At 46.6% G+C, this 22,740-nt stretch carries 22 protein-coding genes; 12 read left to right on the forward strand and 10 right to left on the reverse strand.

Going from position 1 to position 22,740, the window contains the following annotated elements; translation table 11 throughout:
* Positions 1-1,668 (reverse strand): murein biosynthesis integral membrane protein MurJ, encoded by a 1,668-nt coding sequence (murJ, locus tag H6F68_RS10055; RefSeq protein WP_190558589.1) that lies wholly within the window; start codon positions 1,666-1,668, stop codon positions 1-3.
* Between the two features lie 382 nt (positions 1,669-2,050).
* On the opposite strand from murJ, the gene H6F68_RS10060 reads away from it, so the two are divergent.
* The 5 genes from H6F68_RS10060 (at position 2,051) to H6F68_RS10080 (ending at position 6,413) form a co-directional block, all read left to right on the forward strand.
* Positions 2,051-3,406, forward strand: coding sequence for a DUF3095 domain-containing protein (locus H6F68_RS10060; RefSeq protein ID WP_190558591.1), 1,356 nt, complete (start codon positions 2,051-2,053; stop codon positions 3,404-3,406).
* Entirely contained in the window at positions 3,309-4,034 is a 726-nt protein-coding gene (gene sfsA, locus H6F68_RS10065) for a DNA/RNA nuclease SfsA (RefSeq protein ID WP_190558593.1), read from the forward strand. Before H6F68_RS10060 ends, sfsA begins: the two co-directional genes overlap by 98 nt.
* 81 nt (positions 4,035-4,115) lie before the next feature.
* Positions 4,116-4,796 (forward strand): actin-binding WH2 domain-containing protein, encoded by a 681-nt coding sequence (locus tag H6F68_RS10070; RefSeq protein ID WP_190558595.1) that lies wholly within the window; start codon positions 4,116-4,118, stop codon positions 4,794-4,796.
* Positions 4,797-4,858: 62 nt separating this feature from the next.
* Complete coding sequence (locus H6F68_RS10075) at positions 4,859-5,635, forward strand: actin-binding WH2 domain-containing protein (protein ID WP_190558597.1); 777 nt, start codon at positions 4,859-4,861, stop codon at positions 5,633-5,635.
* 64 nt (positions 5,636-5,699) lie between these two features.
* The gene (locus tag H6F68_RS10080) at positions 5,700-6,413 is read left to right on the forward strand and encodes a hypothetical protein (protein WP_190558599.1); all 714 of its coding nucleotides are present in this window, start codon (positions 5,700-5,702) and stop codon (positions 6,411-6,413) included.
* Here H6F68_RS10080 and mutS read toward each other — a convergent pair.
* Positions 6,410-9,085: a DNA mismatch repair protein MutS gene (gene mutS / locus H6F68_RS10085; RefSeq protein WP_190558601.1), complete on the reverse strand. Its 2,676-nt coding sequence runs from the start codon at positions 9,083-9,085 to the stop codon at positions 6,410-6,412. The two genes, H6F68_RS10080 and mutS, sit on opposite strands and share 4 nt — an antisense overlap.
* A 138-nt stretch (positions 9,086-9,223) precedes the next feature.
* Here mutS and H6F68_RS10090 point away from each other — a divergent pair, with 138 nt between their 5' ends.
* Complete coding sequence (locus tag H6F68_RS10090) at positions 9,224-9,823, forward strand: Uma2 family endonuclease (RefSeq protein WP_199300011.1); 600 nt, start codon at positions 9,224-9,226, stop codon at positions 9,821-9,823.
* A gap of 24 nt (positions 9,824-9,847) precedes the next feature.
* On the opposite strand, the gene H6F68_RS10095 is transcribed toward H6F68_RS10090, so the two are convergent.
* Positions 9,848-12,148, reverse strand: coding sequence for an NACHT domain-containing NTPase (locus tag H6F68_RS10095; RefSeq protein ID WP_190558603.1), 2,301 nt, complete (start codon positions 12,146-12,148; stop codon positions 9,848-9,850).
* A gap of 141 nt (positions 12,149-12,289) precedes the next feature.
* On the opposite strand from H6F68_RS10095, the gene H6F68_RS10100 reads away from it, so the two are divergent.
* On the forward strand, positions 12,290-12,490 hold the full coding sequence (locus H6F68_RS10100; protein WP_190558605.1) for a hypothetical protein: 201 nt from the start codon (positions 12,290-12,292) through the stop codon (positions 12,488-12,490).
* A 79-nt stretch (positions 12,491-12,569) separates the two neighbouring features.
* Here H6F68_RS10100 and H6F68_RS10105 read toward each other — a convergent pair whose 3' ends face one another.
* Genes H6F68_RS10105 through H6F68_RS10115 form a run of 3 tightly spaced genes read right to left on the reverse strand, consistent with a single transcriptional unit; the run spans position 12,570 to position 14,269 of the window.
* Entirely contained in the window at positions 12,570-13,313 is a 744-nt protein-coding gene (locus H6F68_RS10105; protein WP_190558607.1) for a M48 family metallopeptidase, read from the reverse strand.
* 57 nt (positions 13,314-13,370) lie between these two features.
* Entirely contained in the window at positions 13,371-13,856 is a 486-nt protein-coding gene (locus tag H6F68_RS10110) for an NUDIX hydrolase (protein ID WP_190558609.1), read from the reverse strand.
* Between the two features lie 26 nt (positions 13,857-13,882).
* Complete coding sequence (locus tag H6F68_RS10115) at positions 13,883-14,269, reverse strand: hypothetical protein (RefSeq protein WP_190552914.1); 387 nt, start codon at positions 14,267-14,269, stop codon at positions 13,883-13,885.
* Positions 14,270-14,443: 174 nt separating this feature from the next.
* Between H6F68_RS10115 and folD the strand changes: the two genes are divergently transcribed.
* The 3 genes from folD to H6F68_RS10130 all read left to right on the forward strand — a co-directional run bounded on the left by folD (position 14,444) and on the right by H6F68_RS10130 (position 16,921).
* Complete coding sequence (gene folD / locus H6F68_RS10120; protein ID WP_190558611.1) at positions 14,444-15,337, forward strand: bifunctional methylenetetrahydrofolate dehydrogenase/methenyltetrahydrofolate cyclohydrolase FolD; 894 nt, start codon at positions 14,444-14,446, stop codon at positions 15,335-15,337.
* 89 nt (positions 15,338-15,426) lie between these two features.
* The gene (gene crtE / locus H6F68_RS10125; protein WP_190558613.1) at positions 15,427-16,353 is read left to right on the forward strand and encodes a geranylgeranyl diphosphate synthase CrtE; all 927 of its coding nucleotides are present in this window, start codon (positions 15,427-15,429) and stop codon (positions 16,351-16,353) included.
* Positions 16,354-16,453: 100 nt separating this feature from the next.
* A complete protein-coding gene (locus tag H6F68_RS10130) occupies positions 16,454-16,921 on the forward strand; it encodes a divergent PAP2 family protein (protein ID WP_190438748.1) in 468 nt (155 codons plus the stop codon).
* Between the two features lie 43 nt (positions 16,922-16,964).
* On the opposite strand, the gene H6F68_RS10135 is transcribed toward H6F68_RS10130, so the two are convergent.
* From H6F68_RS10135 to H6F68_RS10150, 4 genes are all read right to left on the reverse strand, one after another.
* Positions 16,965-17,657 carry a hypothetical protein gene (locus tag H6F68_RS10135; protein ID WP_199300012.1) on the reverse strand — a complete coding sequence of 231 codons (693 nt, stop codon included), beginning with the start codon at positions 17,655-17,657 and terminating at the stop codon, positions 16,965-16,967.
* 71 nt (positions 17,658-17,728) lie between these two features.
* Positions 17,729-18,058, reverse strand: a complete 330-nt coding sequence (locus H6F68_RS10140) for an MgPME-cyclase complex family protein (protein WP_190558617.1) — start codon at positions 18,056-18,058, stop codon at positions 17,729-17,731.
* Positions 18,059-18,104: 46 nt separating this feature from the next.
* Positions 18,105-18,827 (reverse strand): pyridoxine 5'-phosphate synthase, encoded by a 723-nt coding sequence (locus H6F68_RS10145; protein ID WP_190558619.1) that lies wholly within the window; start codon positions 18,825-18,827, stop codon positions 18,105-18,107.
* A gap of 92 nt (positions 18,828-18,919) precedes the next feature.
* Positions 18,920-19,333 (reverse strand): GFA family protein, encoded by a 414-nt coding sequence (locus H6F68_RS10150; RefSeq protein ID WP_190558621.1) that lies wholly within the window; start codon positions 19,331-19,333, stop codon positions 18,920-18,922.
* Positions 19,334-19,594: 261 nt separating this feature from the next.
* Here H6F68_RS10150 and H6F68_RS10155 point away from each other — a divergent pair, with 261 nt between their 5' ends.
* Both H6F68_RS10155 and H6F68_RS10160 read left to right on the forward strand, forming a co-directional pair.
* Positions 19,595-20,560: an Hpt domain-containing protein gene (locus H6F68_RS10155; RefSeq protein WP_242065429.1), complete on the forward strand. Its 966-nt coding sequence runs from the start codon at positions 19,595-19,597 to the stop codon at positions 20,558-20,560.
* A gap of 118 nt (positions 20,561-20,678) precedes the next feature.
* A complete protein-coding gene (locus H6F68_RS10160) occupies positions 20,679-22,709 on the forward strand; it encodes a glycosyltransferase family 39 protein (RefSeq protein WP_190558624.1) in 2,031 nt (676 codons plus the stop codon).
* Positions 22,710-22,740 lie beyond the last annotated feature (31 nt).

Here is a 22,740-nt window from a genome sequence, read left to right on the forward strand (position 1 = left end):
TTAGCGCCTCAGTAAGCGCTGGCGAATGCGATCGATAAATAAATCCACTTCTGGCAACCGTAACTGAGTTGCAAATAGGGCAAATACTGCTAAGCCGACTGAACCAGCTGTAGTGAGTTCTAGCAGTTGAGTCATGATGCCTTCGGTACCCAGAAAGTGCTCGCAGGCTCGTAGCGTTGCCCAGGAAGATCCTCCCGCGATCGCGCTACCCAAACTCAGACCTAAAATCGGCCAACCCAGCTCTCGCCAAGGCAAGCCATGTAGACGGCGATGCAGAATCACCAATAGAGCAATACTGGAGGTGACGTTAACCCCAACTGTGGCTAAGACTAGACCAGACGCGCCAAAAGGTTTGATTAACAAGAAGTCCAAGACCGCGTTCAAAAAGATATTAACGATGCTAATGCGGAAGGGAGTGTCTCCGTCTCCTAAAGCGTAGAACACCCGCACCAGAACGTCCCGCGCCAAATACACAAACATGCCAACGCTATAGGCAATCAAGAGAGAAGCTGTAAGGTGGGAGGCGGATTTATCGAAAGCGTAGCGTTCATACACCACCCGCACAATGGGAAACGCCAGCGCAATCATGATGGCACTCAGAGGCAGCATAGCTACCGCAGTCAGCAACAAACCCTGACGGATTCGCCCTTTCAGTTCGGGCCAGTCTGCCGGATCGGTGAGCCGAGAGAACACAGGCATCAAGGGCACCAAAATCATGTTGGAAAGAATGCCCAGAGGCGTGTTGACCAACAACCCCGCGTAACCTAAAGCTGATACTGCCGCTGCCGCTTGGGGCAAAAACGAAGCAAAGAATAAATCCGTCCAGACATTGATTTGCATCATGCCTGAGGAAAAGGTTGCTGGCCCCATAATTTTGATGATTTCTTTGACTTCGGGGCGATGGAAGTCGAAGCGCAGCCTTAGTCCACCCATACCCGCTCGTGCCTGTGCTGGTAATTGCACTAGCCATTGCAAGACACCACCCGCCAAGGTTCCCCAAGCTAATACAATTCCTCCGAGCAGGGCATACTGGGGGGTAGTAATTTGAGGGCCAAGCTGGAATGCCAAGACGCCAATCCCGATCAGCACGGTCACACTAGAGAACAAAGGGCTGATGGAGGGTAGCCAATATTGATCGGAGGCATTGAGGGTGCCAAAGCCAATCCCGATCAACCCAGCCAGCAACGCCATCGGAGCCATAATCCGAAACTGCTGGACGGCAATCGCTCTAGTTTGAGTCAATACTTGAAATTGCTCTGGATTCACCCCTTGCGCCTGCGCCACCTCCGGGCTGATGTATAAACCGGGAGCCACCAAATGCATCAGCGGATCGGCAAACACGATCAATCCAATGGTGACTAGTAGGAGCAGCCCACCGACCAAAGTTGTGATCGTTTCGACAATGGGAGCGACTTCGCTTTGTTTGCGCTTGGAAAGCACACTGACGATCGCACTATGGAAGGGGCCATTGATGCCACCCAACAAAATCAGCAAGAACCCTGGAATCACATAGGCAAAGTTGTAAGCTCCAGCGGCAGGACCCACCCCAAAAGCAGCGGCGATCGCTTGCTGACGCACCAATCCAAATACCTTGCTGATCATCGTGGCAACGGCCACAATCCCAGCAATTCCAGCGAGGGAACGAGAAGGCTTTTTAGTTTCAGACACGAATAGTTACAAATAACGAACGTGCATCCCCTATTTAATCGCGAATCGGCCAGTTCCGCCCGGATCAATCTTATGGAACGCCGCCGTCCCTACTACAGTCCTTATAAGGATGCTTGCAGCGAACAGTTCTAGTAAATGGTTTACAGACTACTCAGCGATTTCGCGTAGTAACTTAGGCCAAAGATTCACTACAAGAACTGATAAAACAAAGTCATACTGAATTCATCTACAGATCTAGCGATCGCATCTCCAAACTTGCAGCCGAACCCAAAGAGCTTAACAACTGAGTTCACTCAAGCTTTGGAGATGCGGAACTGTTTCAGGCAGTTCTTCAGGGTGCTTAAGTCATGCCACTATACGGAAACCAAGGCAGAGTTAGCCTATGAGCACCGAGCAATTTTATGCCCAGCTCCCGCGCCTCAAGGAGTTTATCGAGATTACCCAGCCGCACAATTTTGTGGATTTGCCCCACGACTGGCATGTGGTGATTACAGATATTGTGGGTTCGACCCAGGCCATAGAAGCAGGGCGTTATAAAGATGTCAATCTGTTGGGTGCTTGCTCAATTGTGGCGGTGCTCAACGTCGCTAAATCTGCCGAGATTCCCTTTGTCTTTGGGGGTGACGGAGCTTCTATTTTGATCCCCCCCGCTTTGCTAGATCAGACGAAGCAAGCCCTACTAGCGACGCAACAGGCTGCTAAAACAAGATTTGACTTAGATCTCAGAGTAGGGCTGGTTCCAGTTACCGACGTTTTGGCTGCTGGCTTTGAAATTAAAGTAGCCAAGTTGCAAGTCTCAGAAAACTACAGCCAAGGAATATTTACAGGCGGGGGTTTAACTTGCGCTACTGAGATGGTGAAGCAGGATATCCCGAATAATCCTTATCAGCTAAAACCCTCAACTCAACCACTACAGCCTGATTTTTCGGGTCTGGAGTGCCGTTGGCAAGATATTCCTAACCAGCGGGGCGAAGTGCTCAGCATTTTGGTGCTGGCAATGGGTTCCAAAAAAGAGCAATACCTGACCTACCGAACCGTTATTCAAAAAATCCAAGAAATTTTTGGCGAGGATGCAGATTTACATCCGGTTGCTGCCAAGAGTCTTCAGCTTTCGTTCCAGCATTCCAACTTGTTATCGGAAGCAAAAGCACGGGCCACCTCTCAAGCTTGGCTACCCCAGCAGATGTACTTGCTGAAGGAAAAGCTAGAAAATTTTCTCGGCTGGTCCTTCATGGAATTTGAAACTAAGGTGGGTGACGTAGATTGGGGTGCTTACAAACAGATCGTCACAGCAGCCACAGATTACCGCAAGTTTGATGACATGCTGCGGATGGTGATTGCGGGCACTGCCGACCAGCGGGAGCAACTGAATAGCTATCTAGAAGCTCAATACAAAGCGGGCAAGTTGGTGCACGGAATCCACCTGTCCGATCGCGCCCTCATGACCTGCTTGGTGTTTGAGCGTAATGGACAGCAAGTGCATTTTATAGATGGTGCAGACGGGGGCTATGCTCTGGCCGCGAAAGCAATGAAAGCTCGACTCCAGCGCAAAGCAGCAAACTGGTCAGCCTATGTCAAGATGATGAAGTTGCGAAAAGTGAACCAGCGTCAAAGTGGCAGTTCACTCGAATTTCATACAGATGACCGCTTTAATCTACCAGTATCCGACGCTTTACCCCGGCATTCTCCTCAAGCGCTACAAACGCTTCTTCGCAGACATCGAGTTGACCAACGGTGAAGTGATTACGGCTCACTGTCCCAATACAGGGCCGATGAGCTGCATTTCCAAACCGGGTAGCTCGGTGTATGTATCGCGCAGTGACAGCCCAACACGAAAACTGCCTTACACTTGGGAATTGATTGAGGTGTACGAAAATGGGCCGACTTGGGTAGGAGTCAATACTGCCATGCCCAATCGCATTATCAAGCTAGTCCTAGAAAAGAAACTCATTCCCGAACTCGGAGACTATAGTGACATTCGCTTGGAAGTGGCTTATGGCCAAGAAAAAAGTCGAGTGGATTTTTTGCTTACGGGTGAGAAGTTAGAGCGCCCGATTTATTTGGAAGTAAAAAGCACAACCTGGTGCGAAGGCGATCGCTTGGTGCGCTTCCCAGACACGGTCACAACACGGGGCCAAAAACATATTCGTGAATTGGCGGCGCTGCTTCCAGAAGTACGACCCGTTATGCTCTATTTCATCAATCGGGGAGACTGTACGCACTTTGCCCCCGGTGACGATCGCGATCCTGCCTATGGCAAACTTTTGCGGGAAGCAGTCGCTCAAGGGCTAGAAGTGTTGCCTTGCCGCTTTGAAATTACCCCTGAAGGTATTTACTATTTGGGCTTGGCCGAGCTGGTGCTGTAATCTCTATCAACCAGCCTCAGCTTTTCCGTAATGGGCAACAACACTTGTGTAGTTAGGCGAACCCCCCTTTCGGGTGAGTTTATGAACTACTTTTCGGTGCTGATTACACTGCTACGCGATCGCAAAGATTTTATTGATGAGGTGCGTCAGGGAATTCGGCTTAATAGCAAAATCACCTCTTTGCTAATTTCCAGTTCTATTTTGTTTGCCATTTACGGAGCGGTAATTGGTGCTTTTGCTGGACCTTTGCAAGCGCTATCTTCTGCAGTAAAACTACCAGCACTTTACCTGATTACCCTGATTATTTGTCTGCCAACTCTATACTTTTTCAACATCATCTTTGGCTCCAAACTAGCTTTGGGCCAACACTTTGTAGTTTTGCTAGGTTCAGCGGCAATTATTAGCATTTTGCTATTTAGCTTTGCTCCAGTCACCCTCTTTTTCCTAGCGACAATTAATAACTATCAGTTCTTCAAGCTACTCAATGTCGTAATTTTTGGAATCACTGGATTTTTAGGAATCAACTTTCTCTATCACGGTCTCCAAGCGCTATCGCCTCAAGATTCAGCAGGGCAAGCAACTCGCACACAAATTTTGCAGTCTTGGCTGATTCTTTATGCTTTTGTGGGCAGCCAGCTAGGGTGGACACTACGCCCCTTCTTTGGCGCACCAGGAGAACCCTTCGAGCTGTTTCGAGATATGCAGGGAAACTTCTACTTGAACGTAATTCAATCAATTTTAGAAGTTTTAGGTCTGCGTTGATTTTAGATTTTAGAAGCAATTAGGCTACGTACTACAGGATTGATTTTGGTTGGCATAACAATATGAACTACTTCACCGTATTAATTACGCTGCTGCGCGATCGCGAAAACTTTGTTGAGGAGATTCATCACAAAGCTCGCCTCAAAACTAAGATTACGGCTTTACTAGTTTCGAGTTCAATTTTTCTGGCGATTTATGGGGGAATTATTGGAGCTTTTGCCAGCCCACTCCAAGTTCTTGCCTCTGCAATCAAGTTGCCTGCTCTTTATCTAATTACACTAATCATTTGTTTGCCAACACTTTACTTTTTTAATGCCTTTTTTGGCTCCAAACAAAGTATTGGACAAAATTTAGCACTATTACTCACAGCGATTTCTATTACAGCTGTACTGTTGTTTAGTTTTGCTCCTGTAACATTATTTTTCTTGATTACAATTCGTAACTATCAGTTTTTTATTTTATTAAATGTAATCATTTTTGCTCTCACAGGATTCATCGGCATCTCCTATCTCTATCAAATTATGCGACCTGAATCTGAGCAGCTAGAAACTGCTCTGTCTGCTCCAGTTGCAGACAATGTTGAAGGTGATTTTGTTGTAGTAGATGCCGACCAGAAGTTAAGCAAAAAATCTAATAAAGGTCTAGACTCAGCAGCCAAAACTCGTACGAATATCCTACGTTTCTGGTTGGGTCTATATGCGTTTGTCGGTTGCCAACTAGCTTGGACACTACGCCCTTTCTTCGGCGCTCCCGGACAAGCCTTTGAGCTGTTTCGCCCGCGTGAGGGCAATTTCTATCTCAGTGTGATTCAATCACTGTTAGAGATTTTAATGAATTAAAACTATAATTTCCTTTGACAATCAAACTATACAGATAATTAATCAGGCTAAGGGCTATGCCACCATGCAATCTGATCCCAAAGATTTAAGAATTGACGAAGGAGAGCTAGAAACTTTAAGTGGTTTAGATATTAACGATATTTTCGTAGGAGGAATTTTTGGTGGCACTTACCGTCCTTCTGTATGGCGAAATTCTAAAAAACTTTTCTTCTTTTTCCTGACAGAAATTTCTGTTTTTGTCTTGATTCTAGTTTTTACTCTGCCCATTGGCTTTATCCTGACACAGAACCCAACTCCAGGAATGGGGGAAATTCATCGAGCTTTACAGTTTCTCACAATTAATCTGAGTGTAGCTGGGGTCCTCATGTTGGGGTGGAATTTTTACTTATGGAATAAGCAAAAAAGTTTAGCTCCGTTAGCAAAGCTGTTAGATGAAGTCGATAAATATAACGAAGTCATTAAGGCAGTTGAGATTATTGATAAATTGGCAGCGGTTGGACATTTGCCTGCTAATTTAATTAATCGCGATGAGGTACTACAGGTGCTTCAAGTGACTAGAGAAAGTTTGATTTGTGCCTTGATGACCGAAAAAATTTTGCGACAGCACAAAAGCTTTATTGCCCGTCGTCATGAGTTATTTACCAATATTGAAAATAATCTCCTCACCTTGAGAACATTAGAAGTCAACAGTCAAGCTAGCGAGTATGGCCAACTGCTGAATGAGGCGCTTCAAATTGGCATGAGTGTTTATAAAGAAGTCAAAAAATTGCAGAACTAAGCACCAAAAATATCCAGTTGTTCAGTTGGTTGAGTCGTTGAGGATTTGCCGTTTTTCTCTCGACTCGCATTTTCTACTTGGCTTCCTTTGCGTAGTCCGATCGCGATCCGGGAATGTTTTTCAATCTGGCTCATCACCTGTCTAGCCCGCTGAATCACTGAAGCTGGGAGACCTGCCAAACGACCTGCTTCAATGCCGTAAGAGCGATCGGCTCCTCCTGGCCGCACTTGATGCAGAAAGATAATTTGGTCGGGCAACTCTTTCACCGTTACCTGATAATTCGCCACATTAGACAGGATAGAAGCGAGTTCATTTAGTTCGTGATAGTGAGTGGCAAAAATGGTGCGGGCGCGAATTTCGCTAGCTAAGTGCTCAGCCACGGCCCAAGCGATCGAGAGGCCATCAAAGGTCGCGGTGCCTCGACCAATTTCATCCAATAAAACCAGCGATCGCGGCGTGGCGTGATTAAGAATATTCGCCGTTTCGTTCATTTCCACCATAAACGTGGATTGACCTGTGGCTAGATCATCCACCGCTCCCACACGGGTGAAGATGCGATCGCACACACTCAACGTGGCTGCTTGGGCTGGCACAAAACTACCGACTTGCGCCATCAATTGAATTAGTCCCACTTGCCGCAAATAGCAACTTTTGCCACTGGCATTGGGGCCAGTCAGAATCACTAAATCAGGCGCTGCTTCTGAGGCTTCTTGTCCTAACTCGGTTGAATTTGGCACAAAAAAGCCCGCAGGTAGCGATCGCTCCACCACAGGATGGCGACCCTCAACGATAGTGACTTCTCGACCCGCAGCCATTTTAGGACGGCAATAGCCACGATAAACCGCAATCTCTGCCAACGCAGACAACACATCTGCCGCTGCCACCGCTTTCGCCACCGTGCGGATCAAGTCAGCTTGTTCGCCAACTTGCGATCGCAATCCTAAGAAAATTTCGTATTCCAGCCGTTTTTGGTCTTCCTGCGCCGTCAGCATCCTAGCTTCGCGTTCCTTCAGCTCTGGCGTGATATAGCGCTCTTCGTTGGTCAGCGTTTGCTTGCGGATGTAATCTTTGGGCGCTTGTTCGGCCTTGGCGCGGGAGATGCTGATGTAGTAGCCAAAGGTTTTGTTGTAGCTAACTTTCAGCGTCGGAATACCTGTGCGCTCTCTTTCCTGTTGCTCTAAATCTTTCAGCCACTGCACGTCGTCTTCTGACTGCTGACGCATGGTGTCCAACTGTGGCTCCACACCCGGACGAATTAGGTTGCCTTCTGTCAGGTACAGCGGTGGCGAATCAACCAAATGTGCGTGCAGGTTTTCCCCTAACTTCTCCAGGAGCGGGGGTACTGTTTGTAAAGCTTTGAGGTAGGGCGATCGCGCAGTCGCCACCAAGCTGGCCAAGTCTGGTAACTTCTCGAAAGAGTCGGCTAGAGCCACCAAATCCCGTGCATTCGCCGTCCCAGAACCCGCACGTCCTGCAAGGCGTTCCAAGTCGTAAATTTGGCGTAGTAAGCGCTGCAAATCTTCCCTTAGAGCGCCGTTCTCTACCAATTCTTGAATCGTATCTTGTCGAGCTTGAATCCCTTTTATATCTAGTAACGGTTGTAGCAACCAGCGACGCAGCGTGCGGCTACCCATCGCTGTTACTGTCTCATCCAAAGCCCACAACAGAGAGCCATGAAACGTGCAATCGCGAACAGTTTGGGTAATTTCTAAATTGCGTCGACTTTGATGATCCAGAATCAAGTAGTCGGTCAGCGTGTAGGTGCGAAGAAGTTGCAGCGGAATCTGAGTTTCCTTCTGAGTGTCTTCCAGATACTCCAGCAAGCCACCAGCAGCACGAATAGACAAAGGCAAATGTTCACAACCCAACCCTTCCAGTGATCGCACCTTAAATTTCTGCATCAACCGAGGCTTGGCTTCCCCAATCGTGAACGGGGTTTGCGATCGCAGCGTGTAGCAAAACTGAGTTGGCAAGCAATCAGGCAGATGTTCGGAGGTTTCGCCGGGACGCAACAGCCCACCCAAATCTGGGGCATTGGTAGGAAGCAAAACTTCTGAAGGCTGCAACCGCATCAATTCTTGTGTCAGTTGATCTAGTTCACTTGATTGCGCGGTTAAGAATTCCCCTGTGGAAATATCGGCGTAGGCTAATCCCCAATGGCTACCCGCAATCACAACTGCCGCTAGAAAGTTGTTGCGACGGGCATTCAGCATCCCATCTTCGATGACGGTGCCAGGTGTGAGGACACGGGTTACTTCCCGTCGCACCAATCCTTGCGCTTCTGAGGCATCTTCTACTTGATCACAAATGGCGATCGCGTAGCCCTTCTCCACCAACTGAGCAGAGTAGCGATCGAGGGCATGGTGAGGAATCCCAGACATCGGCACCCGCCCCACCTCTTTGCCCCCTTCTTTGCTGGTCAGCACCAGTTCCAATTCCCGCGCCACAGCGATCGCATCTTGGAAAAAGCACTCAAAGAAGTCGCCTACTCGATACAGCAGAATGGCATGGGGATACTGGTCTTTCACATCCACATACTGCCGAAACATCGGGGTCAACTCTTCCCGATTCACAGAGCGGTGGTCGGCGTAGCGAACGGTGTGCTTGGCTAATCGCTCTGGTAAGCCATTGGTAGGGTCAGGAACAGCAGATGCAGCGGGAGACACGGTCATAAATTCAACAATACGCACTAGCCTTTACTGACTTTAGCGCAAGGGTTTCCCCCTCGTTGTAATCAAGCGTAATTAAAGGGCGATCGCTACCTCTAAACTGGCTACACTGAGAATCAAAAGCATTATCGGTTGCTTGTGATGGCTCCTATCACTGCGGTTACACCTAAGCGCTTCACTTTAGAGGAATATCATCAGCTAATTGAGCTGGGGTTCTTGACTGAAATGGACCGGATTGAATTAATTCGTGGAGAGTTGATGCAGATGGTTGCTAAGGGAACTGCTCATACTGTCTGCACAACCCGATTGATTCAACAACTCATTGTCCTCTTGCAAGGCAAGGCAATTGTCCGAAGTCAGGAACCTATTCTTTTGATGCCTAATAGTGAGCCAGAACCAGATGTTGTGATTGCTCGAAATTGCTCTGATGATTACTTATCGAAACATCCCCAACCCGTCGATATTTTGCTAGTAGCAGAAGTTTCTGATTCTACACTCAAGTACGATCAGGAAGTGAAGCTAGCGCTTTATGCGGAATCTGAGATTGAACATTATTGGATTTTTAATTTAGTTGTAAGTTGCTTAGAGGTTTATAGACAACCCTACCAAGATTTACAAGGTAATTTTGGCTACGCACAAAAGCAAATTTTCTTGCGAAATAAAACGGTTGCAATTCCTGGATTTGATAATTGGGCAATCGCACTAGATAAAATCTTTCCAACCGAATTAGTTAACTTTTGAAGATGAATTAAAGTTAAGAGCACCTTATTCGGTTTTTTCATATTGGTATTTTTCAATTTCGATAATTGGCAGCAATAAGGTCTTCATAATCTCTGCTGTAACCTCCAAGCTAACGTTGCCGATGTTTAGACAATCAACTAGCAGCTTATTAGCATCATGATAGAAATTTAGCTTTTCTATTTGTTCTTCTTCGAACTTCCAATCAAAATTAAGATTATGATAATAAGCTATTTTAGTTCTTACTTGTTTGCCCCAACTTCGACCAGTTGTTTTCCACCAGTCGACAAACTTCTCTCCATCATTGCCATTACGAACAGGCTTCTGGCTTTGAAGTATTTGTAGTTGTGCTTTCAGAGCAGAATCAATGTTGAGTTGACAGTATGGCTGCAAATCAATATCTCTTGAAAAAGAGCAATTTGGATAAGAAGTAAATTCGAGAGTGAGATAACAGATTGTTCCAAGATTGAAATCAATCAAAATCTCATTATCAGTATTTATAGAACTGTGGATTTGGCTGAAGTTTGGTTCAAGGCTACGAGCAAGCTTAAAAGCTGTTTCAAAATTGGTTTCATACGCACGTTCTAAGGGTAGAACAAAATAAAATGCTCTTAATGCCACCAGATCGTAGTCAGTGAGAACAGAACAGGATTTTTTTTCTGCCCAATCAAGAAGTGCTTGCGATTCAAAGTCGTTTGCCAAAAGATGATCAATCTGGTATTTCATCAGTTTGACTAAGGTATCAATATTTTTTGACAGCTCAGAAATTGATGCAAAAACTTCAAGCCCATTGGCTTGAAATATATTAGACAGCAGTTTTTCTAATGTTCTCGGGCAAGTTGAATTAGCAATAAAATACTTGGCTGCAAGCAATTCCTGAAATGTCAGATGAGAAAATGACCATACCTTTTGTGACCGCTCAATCAATAATCCATGTTGAGATTCAATTGCTCTCAATACGCTATGGCTATCCCGTCTCGAAATATTTAGAAACTCTGAAATATATCCTTCAATCTCTTCCTGCTCAAACAGTACATATTGCTGCTGCTCAAGCTTCTTTACCGCCAAATAACTCAATAGCTCAATTTTCTGCTCCACCGATAAAATTCGGTAAATTTTATCCTGCTCAATTTCCCGTGATTTGTTCCATGTCTTCATCAAGAGCTCCAACCCTTCCTCATAGAGTTTGGAACGCTTCGAGTAAAACTTGCCTGTCTGGTAGAACACCGCACAAGTTAAACTCAGCAGAATTGGTGTTATGGCCAACTCCTGAATCGGTTTGTTTTCTTTCTGAAATAGCTGACCCAGAAACACTTGCGCCTTTTCCAAACCAAGGGGCTCATCACCCACGATTACCTTGAACCAATGTTCTGCAAATGCTTTCACTTGTGGCTCATTGAAATTTGCCACTTCAATATAATCAAACCGCTCAAACCGAGATTCTGGGCTTTGCACCCGACAAGTCATAATCAACTGGCTGTTAGGATATGTTCGAGCAAACTGCCTAATCTCCTTGGCTATTTGCTTCCCTGGCGGACCCGTCACTTCGTCTAACCCATCTAGCAGAACCAGCGAGCGCCCCTGACTGAAGATCAACTTTGCATCCGTTTCCAAAATATTCCAGCAATGCGAAATATAGCGCTCCAGCGAATACTGAAACGGTTTTCCATCGTCGATAAATTCTCGTAGTCTGATCAATACTGGTACTCGCTGTACCTGTAAATTCCCAGCATTACACTCGGTCACAATCCTTTGTAAATAAGTCGTCTTTCCTGATCCCGGTTTGCCCAACACCATCAAATTGGTGCCCTTCTCTAACGCTTGCAACCCAGGCACCCGTTCCTGTTTTGCACCCAAACCAATCCGATCTAAATTGCAATAGCTCGGATTCTGAATAAAGTCCTGCCATAAGTCATCCAGTTCTGATTTTCGACTGCTACTAACCTCCTTCAAAATGTTGACATCCACAAACAATTCCCCCAACGGTACCCAATGATCCACGCCCCAAAGCGGCATCGTACCGTGCAATTTTTGGATGTGATTATGAATATGCGATCGCACCTGCTGAACCAACACATCGATATTTGAAATGCTTGTTTGGAGTTGCTTTGATGGCTCTGGTTGCCAATCTAGTTTGAGCCTCCTACAGATGGCATGAAACTTTTTTCTCTGAACAAGCCTTCCTGCAAAGAAGTTAGTGATAGTTGTCGGAGACATCTGCAAACTAGCTGCTAGATCACGTTTGCTACCAAATTTCGATAAGGCAGTGTTCGCTTTTGCTTGTTCTTCGACCGATAGTCTTAGCGATTGCCCGAGTTGTTCCGCCATCTCTTCATTCCAAGCTTTCGCTAATTTTAGCCACGCGATCTTAACTTGGACACAACTTGATTTGTACCCGGTCGTTATCTGAACGAGGCTTCTAGATTACTTTTGACAGATTGTTGAGAGTTAAGCAAGGACATCAGTTCCATGAAACTTTCTAGTAAAAAGCAATGGCTTAAAGTGATTGAGTTTGCAGTAGTAGGTACTGCCACTTGGCTCAATCCTCAAGCAGCATTTCTACTCTTTTTGCTTCGGCTATGCTTTCAAATTCTGCTAGCTTTGCAGAAGGAAGACGAGAGCAAGACGAATAAGGGCGGGTATGCACAGCCACCGTGCGATCGTACATAAAGTCTAGAAGGAGCGATTGTGGTGCGACCGCCAAGCTGAGCATTAAAGTGCAACGTTGCGATCGCCCCCTTCACCCTCTTTAGTGCTCCACCCACACAGGCACATAACGCCAAATGTTGTGTAATTCAGCATCCAACTGCTCATAATTTGGATCTTTTTCGCCCACTAATTGCCAAAACGCAGCAGAGTGGTTCATGTGGATGGTGTGGCACAACTCGTGCACAAACACATAGCAAACCACCTCTGGGGGTAGAAACAACAGCTTGTAGTTGAGGCTAATCATCTTGTTTTGGGAACAGCTAGCCCAACGAGTTTTTTGGCCCCTGACCGAAGCTTGCTCAAACGGTAATTGAACTTCCTGACTGACCGTTCGTAACCAAGGCACCAGATGAGTGCGAGCTTTGTGAGCGAGCCATTTGCACAATGCTTTGTGGCAGAGGTCTTTCTGGGTAATAGCCCCTCTCACCTGTAATTGCTGTCCTGGCTTTTCCGTTACGACGACGTGAGGATCAGTGGTGGGGACATACTCCACCCGCCAAGTCTCCGCGATCGCCTGTAACACAATCTCAGTCACTCCCTGATCAGCAGCAGTGGGAGTTAAAAACTCTTGCTGCGCTTCAAATTGCCGAGCAATCTTATCAATCCATTTTTGCTTTTTTTGTAAAATTTCGGGAATACGACGGTGATCAAATCCCTTGGGGACAACAACCTCTAAGCCGTGGTGAGGCGAGATTTTGAGGTTGACATGCTTCGCTTTATGGCTTTCTCGAACTTTATAGTCTGGTAGATTCGCCAGTTGCGGTTGAGGCGATCGCGACTTCATGAATCTTTGGAACTATGTGGCTCTAGAAACTGTAGCAGAACTGAAGCAAGAGCGTTACTAGGGATTGCACGGATGTGACAGGAAATCGAGCAAGATCTGTTGATGGGGTGGGCCAAGGGGACGTACTTGCTGAGCAATTTCTGAGTAGCGATTGCCTCGTTGAATGTCTTCGATGGTAAAGAAACCAAAATCCCAACCCTCACCCAAAACTAGAGCCTCTATCCCAACCGTTAGTGGTCCCTGAAACACATGCCGTACCACCTTATCGTCCGCATAAATGCCAAATTTTGCTAATGCGGGCGGTTGATAGCCAATTTCTTCCAGTAATTCTCGTTGTATGGCTTCCTCTGGAGTTTCACCCGGTTCTAAGTGACCCCCAAAAAAGGCCCAGTAGCCAGGGTAGGGAATGCCAGGAATGTCATCTCGTAGTTGTAGCAAAAATTGATTGTCTCGATGCAGAATGACGATCGCGACAGCGCGACGAGCGTCATTGACAGTTCCCGACACTGCCTGGTTTTCCGATGGGGCTGAATTAGTAGTCATGGCGATTATGAATCACGGTAGCAAGCCTATAGCTTGGTTTGCTCCTCAACATACACTTCTCCTAAATCCTGACTCCCGATGGGAATTTGTTGGTAACGGACTTTGCCCTTGACTAATACCGCTTCACCGGATTTAGGCGCTTGCTTTTGCGTCACAATCCAGATACTGCCCGTTCGGTCTTGAATCTCGTAAGCTTGCTTTTGCACTAAAGGCACTTGCCGTACTACCTTGCCTTGGATGTGGACAACGCGATCCAGTTGTTGCTCTTGCTGCAATGCCTGAATATTTGTCACATCAACATTGGGCCTGAGGATGAGCATTCCAGCCCCTGATCGAGGCAAGGGACTGCAACCTACCACACCCGCCACGAGCAGCAAAGCACTAAGTCGAATTGCCTGGATCTTCCCTAGCATGGTCACATACTCCTAGATGGCCGCGCGATCGCCTAACTAATGAAGTGAGATTTGAAGTGGACGATTACAGGATGAACCAAATCTGAGACACTAAGAAAGCAAATAACTCCACTGTTCTAGCATCGATACAAATGTTTGGAACAGCTTTAGACTACAGATGTTTCTTAAACTTTGATGCAATCCCACGGCGCTCAACTCATCGACGGTAAGGCTCTCGCCCAAAAAATTCAAGCAGAGCTGGCTCAACAAATTCAGTCGCTTCAGTCTCAGTATGGTCGTCCTCCAGGCTTAGCCGTACTGATGGTAGGCGACAACCCTGCCAGTGCTGCCTATGTGCGCGGCAAAGAAAAAGCTTGCACAAATGTAGGCATGGCTTCTTTTGGCCAGCATTTACCTGCGACTACGACCCAAGCAGAGCTAGAGCAAATCATTCAAGCGCTAAACCATGATGAGCGAGTGGATGGCATTCTGATTCAGTTACCTCTGCCAGAGCATTTGGATGGTGTAGCGCTGCTGAACCAACTCGACCCCGACAAAGATGCCGATGGCTTGCATCCGGTCAACTTGGGTCGCTTGGTTCGGAGTGAGCCAGGGCTTCGCAGTTGCACACCCGCAGGTGTGATGGAGTTGTTAAAAGAATACCAAATCGATCCCAAAGGCAAACATGCCGTAGTAATTGGTCGCAGTATTTTGGTCGGCAAACCGATCGCGCTAATGCTACTCGAAGCCGATGCCACAGTCGCGATCGCCCACTCCAAAACGCCAGAGCTCGCTTCAGTGATTCGCAATGCCGATATTGTCGTCGCTGCGGTCGGTCGTCCAGAAATGATTACGGCTGACATGGTGAAACCAGGAGCCGTCGTGCTCGATGTGGGGATCAACCGCGTCACCGATGCCGAGGGCAAAAGCCGCTTAGTCGGAGATGTCCACTTTGATTTGGTCAAGTCTGTTGCCAGTGCCATTACGCCAGTTCCGGGTGGGGTTGGCCCGATGACTGTGGCCATGCTGTTGCAAAATACTGTGTGGAGTTATATCCAACGTCATCAAGGCGTGCAACAAGCCCCGTAGAATGTATAGAAGCTGAATGGCGCAGCCTTTGGCAATCTAACCAGTTGTGATGAAGAAAACCTGAGATGACGAGTAGGAGAGAGCTAGGGATGGTCTTGACTGATGAAACACATTTGTCCCAACCGCAATCCCCTTTTGATCTATCAGCCTATCTGAGCGAATGGCAAGTTCAGGTTGAAGCAGCACTCGACCATTCCATCGAGGTCGTTTACCCTGAGAAAATTTATGGGGCCATGCGTTACTCCCTGATGGCGGGAGGCAAGCGCTTGCGCCCGATTTTGTGTCTGGCGACTTGCAACTTGCTCGGCGGCACAGCAGACATGGCCATGCCAACCGCCTGCGCCTTAGAAATGGTGCACACCATGTCCCTGATCCACGATGACCTCCCCGCAATGGATAACGATGATTATCGACGGGGTAAGTTGACCAACCACAAAGTTTATGGTGAAGACATTGCGATCTTGGCAGGTGACGGACTGCTCGCCTACGCCTTTGAATTTATTGCCACGCAAACTCGCAATGTCCCCGCTGAACAGGTTCTCAAAGTAATTGCTCGTTTAGGTCGAGCGGTCGGGGCGGCTGGATTAGTGGGAGGCCAAGTCGTAGATCTAGAGTCCGAAGGACGCTCTGATGTCTCTCTGGAAACGCTCAATTTCATTCACAACCATAAGACTGCCGCTTTGCTGGAAGCGTCTGTGGTGTCGGGAGCTTTGCTGGCAGGAGCTGCAGAGGCCGATTTGGAACGAGTGTCTCGCTATGCCCAAAATATTGGTTTAGCCTTTCAGATCGTTGACGATGTGTTGGATATCACCGCGACCCAGGAAGAGTTGGGTAAGACCGCAGGCAAAGACCTACAAGCTCAAAAAGCTACTTATCCTAGCTTTTGGGGAATTGAAGAGTCTCGGAACCAGGCTCAGCGACTGGTGGAATCGGCCAAAGCAGAGTTGGCTACCTACGGTGCCAAAGCTCAACCACTGATGGCGATCGCAGACTTCATCACTGCTCGTACCCATTAAGCCTCTTGTTGCCGTATTTTGGATTTTAGATTTTCTAGTGCTAGATCTAAAATCCAACATCCAAAATCTGATCGACGTTCTCTAACCCAAGCAAACCAACATGCAGGACTTTGCCGACATCCTAGACAACCGGGTGCTGATCGTTGCGCTTGTGTCTTGTCTTGTAGCTCAGGTCTTAAAAGTGATCGTTGAACTTGCCAAAAATCGCAAGTTAAATATTCGCGCTCTTGTAGAAACGGGCGGTATGCCCAGTGCCCACTCTGCTCTAGTTTCAGCTCTGGCAACTGGCGTAGGCCAAATCGTAGGCTGGGCTACACCAGAGTTTGCGATCGCCTTTATCTTCGCCATTATTGTGATGTACGACGCGGCTGGTGTGCGCCAAGCTGCGGGTAAACAAGCGCGGATTTTGAATCAAATTATTGATGAAGTCCTACACGAACAATACGAGTTTACAGAAGCCCGCTTGAAAGAGTTGTTAGGCCATACCCCTGTGCAAGTTTTCGTGGGTTCGGCGCTGGGCGTCGCGATTTCTTGGTTTGCCGTACCGATGTTAGGGCGAGGCGTATAGGAGTTGGGTGTGAGCGCATAGTTCAGTCGCTCGCTACCCTGACCTATTCCGCTGAAATCATAACTGTAGGTTTGAGCAAGACAACCCGACGGCTATCTACCAACATGACCCAAAAACCGCGATCGCTCAAAGTTTGCAACGTAGCGTTCGCAGTTGTTTGGTTGGTGGTATAGCCTGCTAACAAATAAGGTTTTTGCCCATAAGAAACCAAGCCCACATCCTGGCTCAATAGCTGTCGCACTTGAGCAGCAATTTCCGGTTGATCGAAATAATCCACTAAAACTGCATAGCCTGTCCCTAAGGGTCGGGGACTGTAAGCTGAATTATTAGGATTTGGATTTGCTAAATTCGGACTTGTTGGCTGTGGCTGAATTTTAGGTGCTGAAGGTTTTGTTGCTTCAGCTTCAGCAGGACGGGCGACAGTCGCATCGAAGCCGCTTACTTCCTTAAGATACTGTGCCCAAGCATTAGCAATGCCCAAGCTACTAAAGCCACTCACACGAGTGACCACTTGATTCTGGTAATTGCAAACTGTCAAATCAGCTGTAGCAGGCAAAACTCGCTTCAACTGGTTTTGTTTGTCTGCTGCGGAGCCAGGCACTAAGAGAAGATACTCTGCGGCATTAGGGGGTTGGCATGCTGAGTAGCGAGTCTGAGCGATCGCACTGCCTCCGACCACTACTTCCATAGCAGCTAGCAGGATCGAAAGCAGTAAAACAGGGGGACATCGCTTCATCAGTATAAAAACCTCAAGCATGCCTAGCAGAGAAACAGAAACGGGACAGTAATTCCGTCGTTGAGTGGAGTTTAGGATACCGATGCTAAAGAAGCAAGCGGGTCAGGGATAGAGGCGCTAGGAGCCTGAAACTCTCCTGTCAAAACAAACTCTAAACGCAGTTTAAGCCAAGTGATGAATTGAGGATTCGTAGAAATCACCGCAACTGGAGACTGGGGGCACTTCGCCTTCACCGCTGCCAGCTCTGAAGCTTCTAGAAATACAGGTTGTTTCACCAACCAAAAATCAATTTCCTTTTCTTGTTCGCGATAATAGCGATTTCGCTCTTCTAGAACTTCATGAAAGGGTTCTTCTTCGAATAAAAAACGCTGGCTAGCGACGAGGTAATAGTAGGTTTGCATCTCGAATAATTCCCGTTCTTAAATTACTTAGTTGAAAATTGTTGGCCTATAGCTCTCCACGCATGGCCTGCTTCATCTCCCGCACGGCTCGCTCCAGCCCTACGAGTGCCGCTCGACTAATGACGGTATGCCCAATGTTGAGTTCTTCCATACCCTCTAGACAGGCCACTGGGTAAACATTCCAGTAGGTGAGGCCATGTCCAGCGTTGACTCGTAGCCCAGCCGCGATCGCCTGCCGACACCCCTCTGCCAGAACTTCTAGCTCTTTGGCTCGGCTCACTTCATCATGAGCTTCTGCATAACGGCCTGTATGCAACTCAATAAATTTGGCACCAACGGCTGTGGAAGCTTGAATTTGAGCAGGATCAGCATCAATGAATAAGCTCACTGGAATTCCAGCATTTTGTAACTGGGCTACCACTTGCGCCATGCGCTCCTGCTGGCCTGCGATCTCCAAGCCACCCTCCGTCGTCACCTCTTCCCGCCGCTCCGGAACTAAGGTCACATAGTCAGGCTTGATGTCGAGGGCGATCGCGACCATCTCATCAGTTGCCGCCATTTCCAAATTCAAACGAGTGCGTACCGTCTGTCGCAACAGCCGCACGTCTCGATCTTGGATGTGCCGTCGATCTTCGCGCAAGTGAACAGTAATCCCATCCGCTCCAGCTAACTCTGCTAAAACAGCTGCCGCAACCGGATCTGGCTCCACCGTCCGACGCGCTTGTCGAATCGTGGCAATGTGGTCAATGTTAACGCCAAGCGTAGGCAAACTAACCCTCTCCTCTGCCCAGAACTTCCGTTCTTTATCTTACCTGAAAGGCTGAAAGGCTTACGCTAGCAATCGAGCTTAACAAATGTAGGTTAACGACCAGAAATGTTTGTGTCTGGGTTTAACTCTGAGTGCAGCTGGTCAATATTTTCCTCCCACTGGCTGCCATTGAACGGTGTAATTTGAAACTTTGCCAACACATCACCGTCAAGACAGCGTACATTCACATCAAAATCGTTGGGATGAGAGCGAGGCCGATAAAAGGCATGAATCCCGCAGGTACGGCAGAACAGATGTTTGGCTGTGCCCGTATTAAAGGTATAAGTTGTTAGTGCCTCAGAGCCAGCTAGCAACGTAAAGTTTTCCGGAGGCACAATCAAATGGAGAAATCCTTTTTTGCGACAAATTGAGCAGTTACAGTCAACAGCTTCATGCCGAGCGACCTTGACCTGGAAGCGAACTGCCCCACAATGGCAACCACCTGCGTAAGTACTAGGTTCCTGCATTGTCAAATTTGACCTGTATAAAATACGGAGAACTGGAATCTCTTATCCTATTCTCCATACAAAGTTCGGTATTGGCACCAAGCCGATTGGTTACGTTTCCCAGCTATTTTGATAACAGATTGAGCGGCAATTGATCTGAGGTGCGGTTCGACAAGAATCGTGACTCTAGTAGTTCAGCCTTTGAGCTGGGCCGAGGATCAGTTTGCCGATTTTTCGTTGGGATCTAGCAGGGATAAAATCGTCACATTGAGGGACTCTGCCATGCAAATGGAGAAGCAAAAGCAGCAGCAAATCTTAGGTTACTTCATTGAAGAGGCAAAAGAACACCTCGAAACTCTGGAAAGCGGGCTGCTGGATTTACGCTCTACAGTGGCAGATTCAGAGCGATTGAATGAGCTATTTCGCGCAGCCCACTCCATCAAAGGGGGGGCAGCAATGCTAGGCTTCACCAGCATTCACAAAATAGGCCATCGCCTAGAAGACTCTTTTAAGTTATTACAAGAGCACCCCCTCACCGTTGATCAACAACTAGAATCGTTTTTCCTTAAAGGTTTTGATGCTTTAAAGGAATTAGTTGATTGCCTTCAAGGGCCATTTGGTCTGAGAGATGAAGATGCCGACCAGATTTTACAAGAGTCAGAACCCGCGTTTAGCGAGCTACAAGACTATCTAAATCGCCTTATTGGTGTGGGCAGCAAATCGACTGTTGCAGCTGCTCAGTCTGCCAAACCTAAAGCTTCTGCTCAACCTCAGGCTCAATCTGCAAATTCAGCCAATAATTTGACTGCCCAGGTTACAGTAGGCCTGAAGCAGATGCTGCAATTGTTTAAGCAAAAAGAATCAGCTGCTAGCCGCCAACAATTACAAGCTTTGTGTGCTCGCTTGTTGCAATTGGGCAAAGGAGTTAATGCTTGGCAGAACTTAGTCAAAACGGCTCAAGCCGCGATCGCCAATCCTAAGAACTCCTATCAAGTTCTAGCGCCTCTAGTAATTAAGGAGCTAAAAGAAGCGAGTGCTTTGGTCCAGACAGGCAGAGCAGATGAAGTAGCACCTAGTCAACAGCTACGTCGTCTTGCCGCAGTGCCAGAACCTGTGCGCTATATTCCTGAATCTACTGCTCCAGCTATGTTTATGGAACCCAGACTTACTGCTAAAGCACTAATTCAGGCTTTTAATAAACAGCAATTAACTGAGATTGCTGAGCTACTGCTTAAAGCTGCTAAGTAGTAAAAATTAAACACTCAGAATGCATATTGAACCTCTTGAGCGATCGCTTAGGGGGTTTTTTAATATCAGTCATCGATATACTATAGGCGAAAATAGCCACTGTTGTTGATGAGCTGGAATGTTGATTTTGCTGCTTGCATTCAATTTTTTAAGCACAGTTCTTATTTTTATTTCTCTTGAGCCTGGTCAGCGTCTATGTTTAAGAGATGCATTCATTAAATCGTCTATCATTTACGGAATATTGATTGTAGTTTTGACTGAGGCTTTAAGCTTTAACCACTCTCTAGAAACTAGCTCTGTTGCCAGCTTTTGGAGCTTGCTTTTAGCTTTAAACACTGCATTGGTGGGTTTGAAGTTTAAGCGGCGATCGCTACAGCCGCTTAAACTTCAAACTCTAAATTGGCGATTTTTCGATTGTGATAACTTAATTTCTATTTTTACAGTGTTCAGTGTTCTTGGCCTTACATTAGCCACTGCTCTGATTGCGGCACCTAATAATTGGGATGCTATGACTTACCACTTACCACGAGTTATGCATTGGCTGCAAAATCAAACGGTTGCTTACTATCCAACCAATAACATACGTCAAATTTCTTTGCCTCCCGGGACGGGATACTTGGTTGCTCAACTACAAATATTAGCTCGTAGCGATCGCTTCGCTAGCTGTGTTCAATGGTTAGCATTTCTAGGAATTATAGGAGGTACTTCTCTGGTTGCTGAGAAATTAACTCATGATGCTGCCAAATGGCTCACTATGTTGGTTTGTGCCAGTCTGCCAATGGCTATTATGCAGGCTACCACCCCCCAAACTGATTTAACTCTTACTTATTGGCTGGTTTGCTTAGTCTACTTTATTTTTACAAAAAAAGACTATAAAGCGCATGACTATTTTTGGATTTCTGCATCTTTGGGATTAAGCATTCTGGCTAAGCCAACAGCCTTTGTATTTGGTTTTCCTCTAATGGTTATTCTTCTGGTTCGCAATTTAGCTTATAAGACTTTAAAGTACCCTACTACGCTTAAAAAAGTAATTAGCCAGTTTGGATCAACTGCTTTAAATTTCATTTTAATTTCCGTGGCCAGCTTAAGCTTGTCACTGCCTAGTTACTGGAGAAATTATTTGCTATTTGATAGCTGGATGGGGCCAGAATTTGGGACTAGGAACGAGGTATTAGGTGTGCCTCAAATTTTTTCTAATATCCTAAAATATTTAGCCATCAACTTGCCAATTCCAGGATTTTGGCAGTTAACTGCTTTCATTCATCAGAGTGTTTTGCAAGTTGATGTTGACGACCCAAGGCTTAACTATTCTCCTACTCCTCTAGCTGGGGATGTGTCACAACTTCCTTTGGCATTGCTTAAGATTTTAGCTCCACATGAAGATTATGTTGGTAATCCTATCCATCTTCTATTAATAATTTTAGGTTGGCTTATCTTAATTTTTGGCTGCAAAAATCTAAGTCGAGGCACCAAAATTCTAGATTTATTGATGTTGTCGATTGCTAATTTAGTTAGTTTTTTAAGTTTCTGTTTGCTATTGAAATGGCAGGTTTGGGGCAATCGCTTACTTTTACCCTTGTTTGTATTGAATGTTCCTTTGATTACTTATTGTCTACATCGCATCGCACCCTTGAAGCTGCGTAGAGCATTCTTAGTACTCTTAGCATTCATGGCGATCCTATATGCCCTTACGCCTATGAGACATCCTCTCCTGGCTTTGCCTAATCGTTCCGATGAACAATCTGCTTCAATTCTGACTTTGTCACGTTCAGAAGTTTACTTCAGCGGAGCACGTAAGGAATTGCAAGCTCCCTACAGAGCAGCGATCGCCTTGATCCAGAAACATCAATGTCGTTCGGTTGGCTTGGCTTTAGGGGGTGATGACTGGGAATATCCCTTGTGGGTACTAATGGAAGAGCAAAGCTCATCTAGCTTTCAAATGAAATCTGTTGAAGTCAAAAACGAGTCTCGCCTAGCGCCACCGGAGTTTCCAGACGAACAACTTTGTACCGTGCTGTCTACCATTCCAACTTATCAACCCCAAAATTTAGGTGCTCAGAACTTAGCTTGGCAGGAGCAAGTCATTTCTGAAACTCCTTTTGTGAAAGTTTTTGTTTCAAATGTAGGGAAGCAAAATTCACTCAGTTGATCAGGCTGTAGAGAAATTAGCCGACGGATGA

The organism is Trichocoleus sp. FACHB-262, assembly GCF_014696035.1.
Lineage (GTDB): Bacteria > Cyanobacteriota > Cyanobacteriia > FACHB-46 > FACHB-46 > Trichocoleus.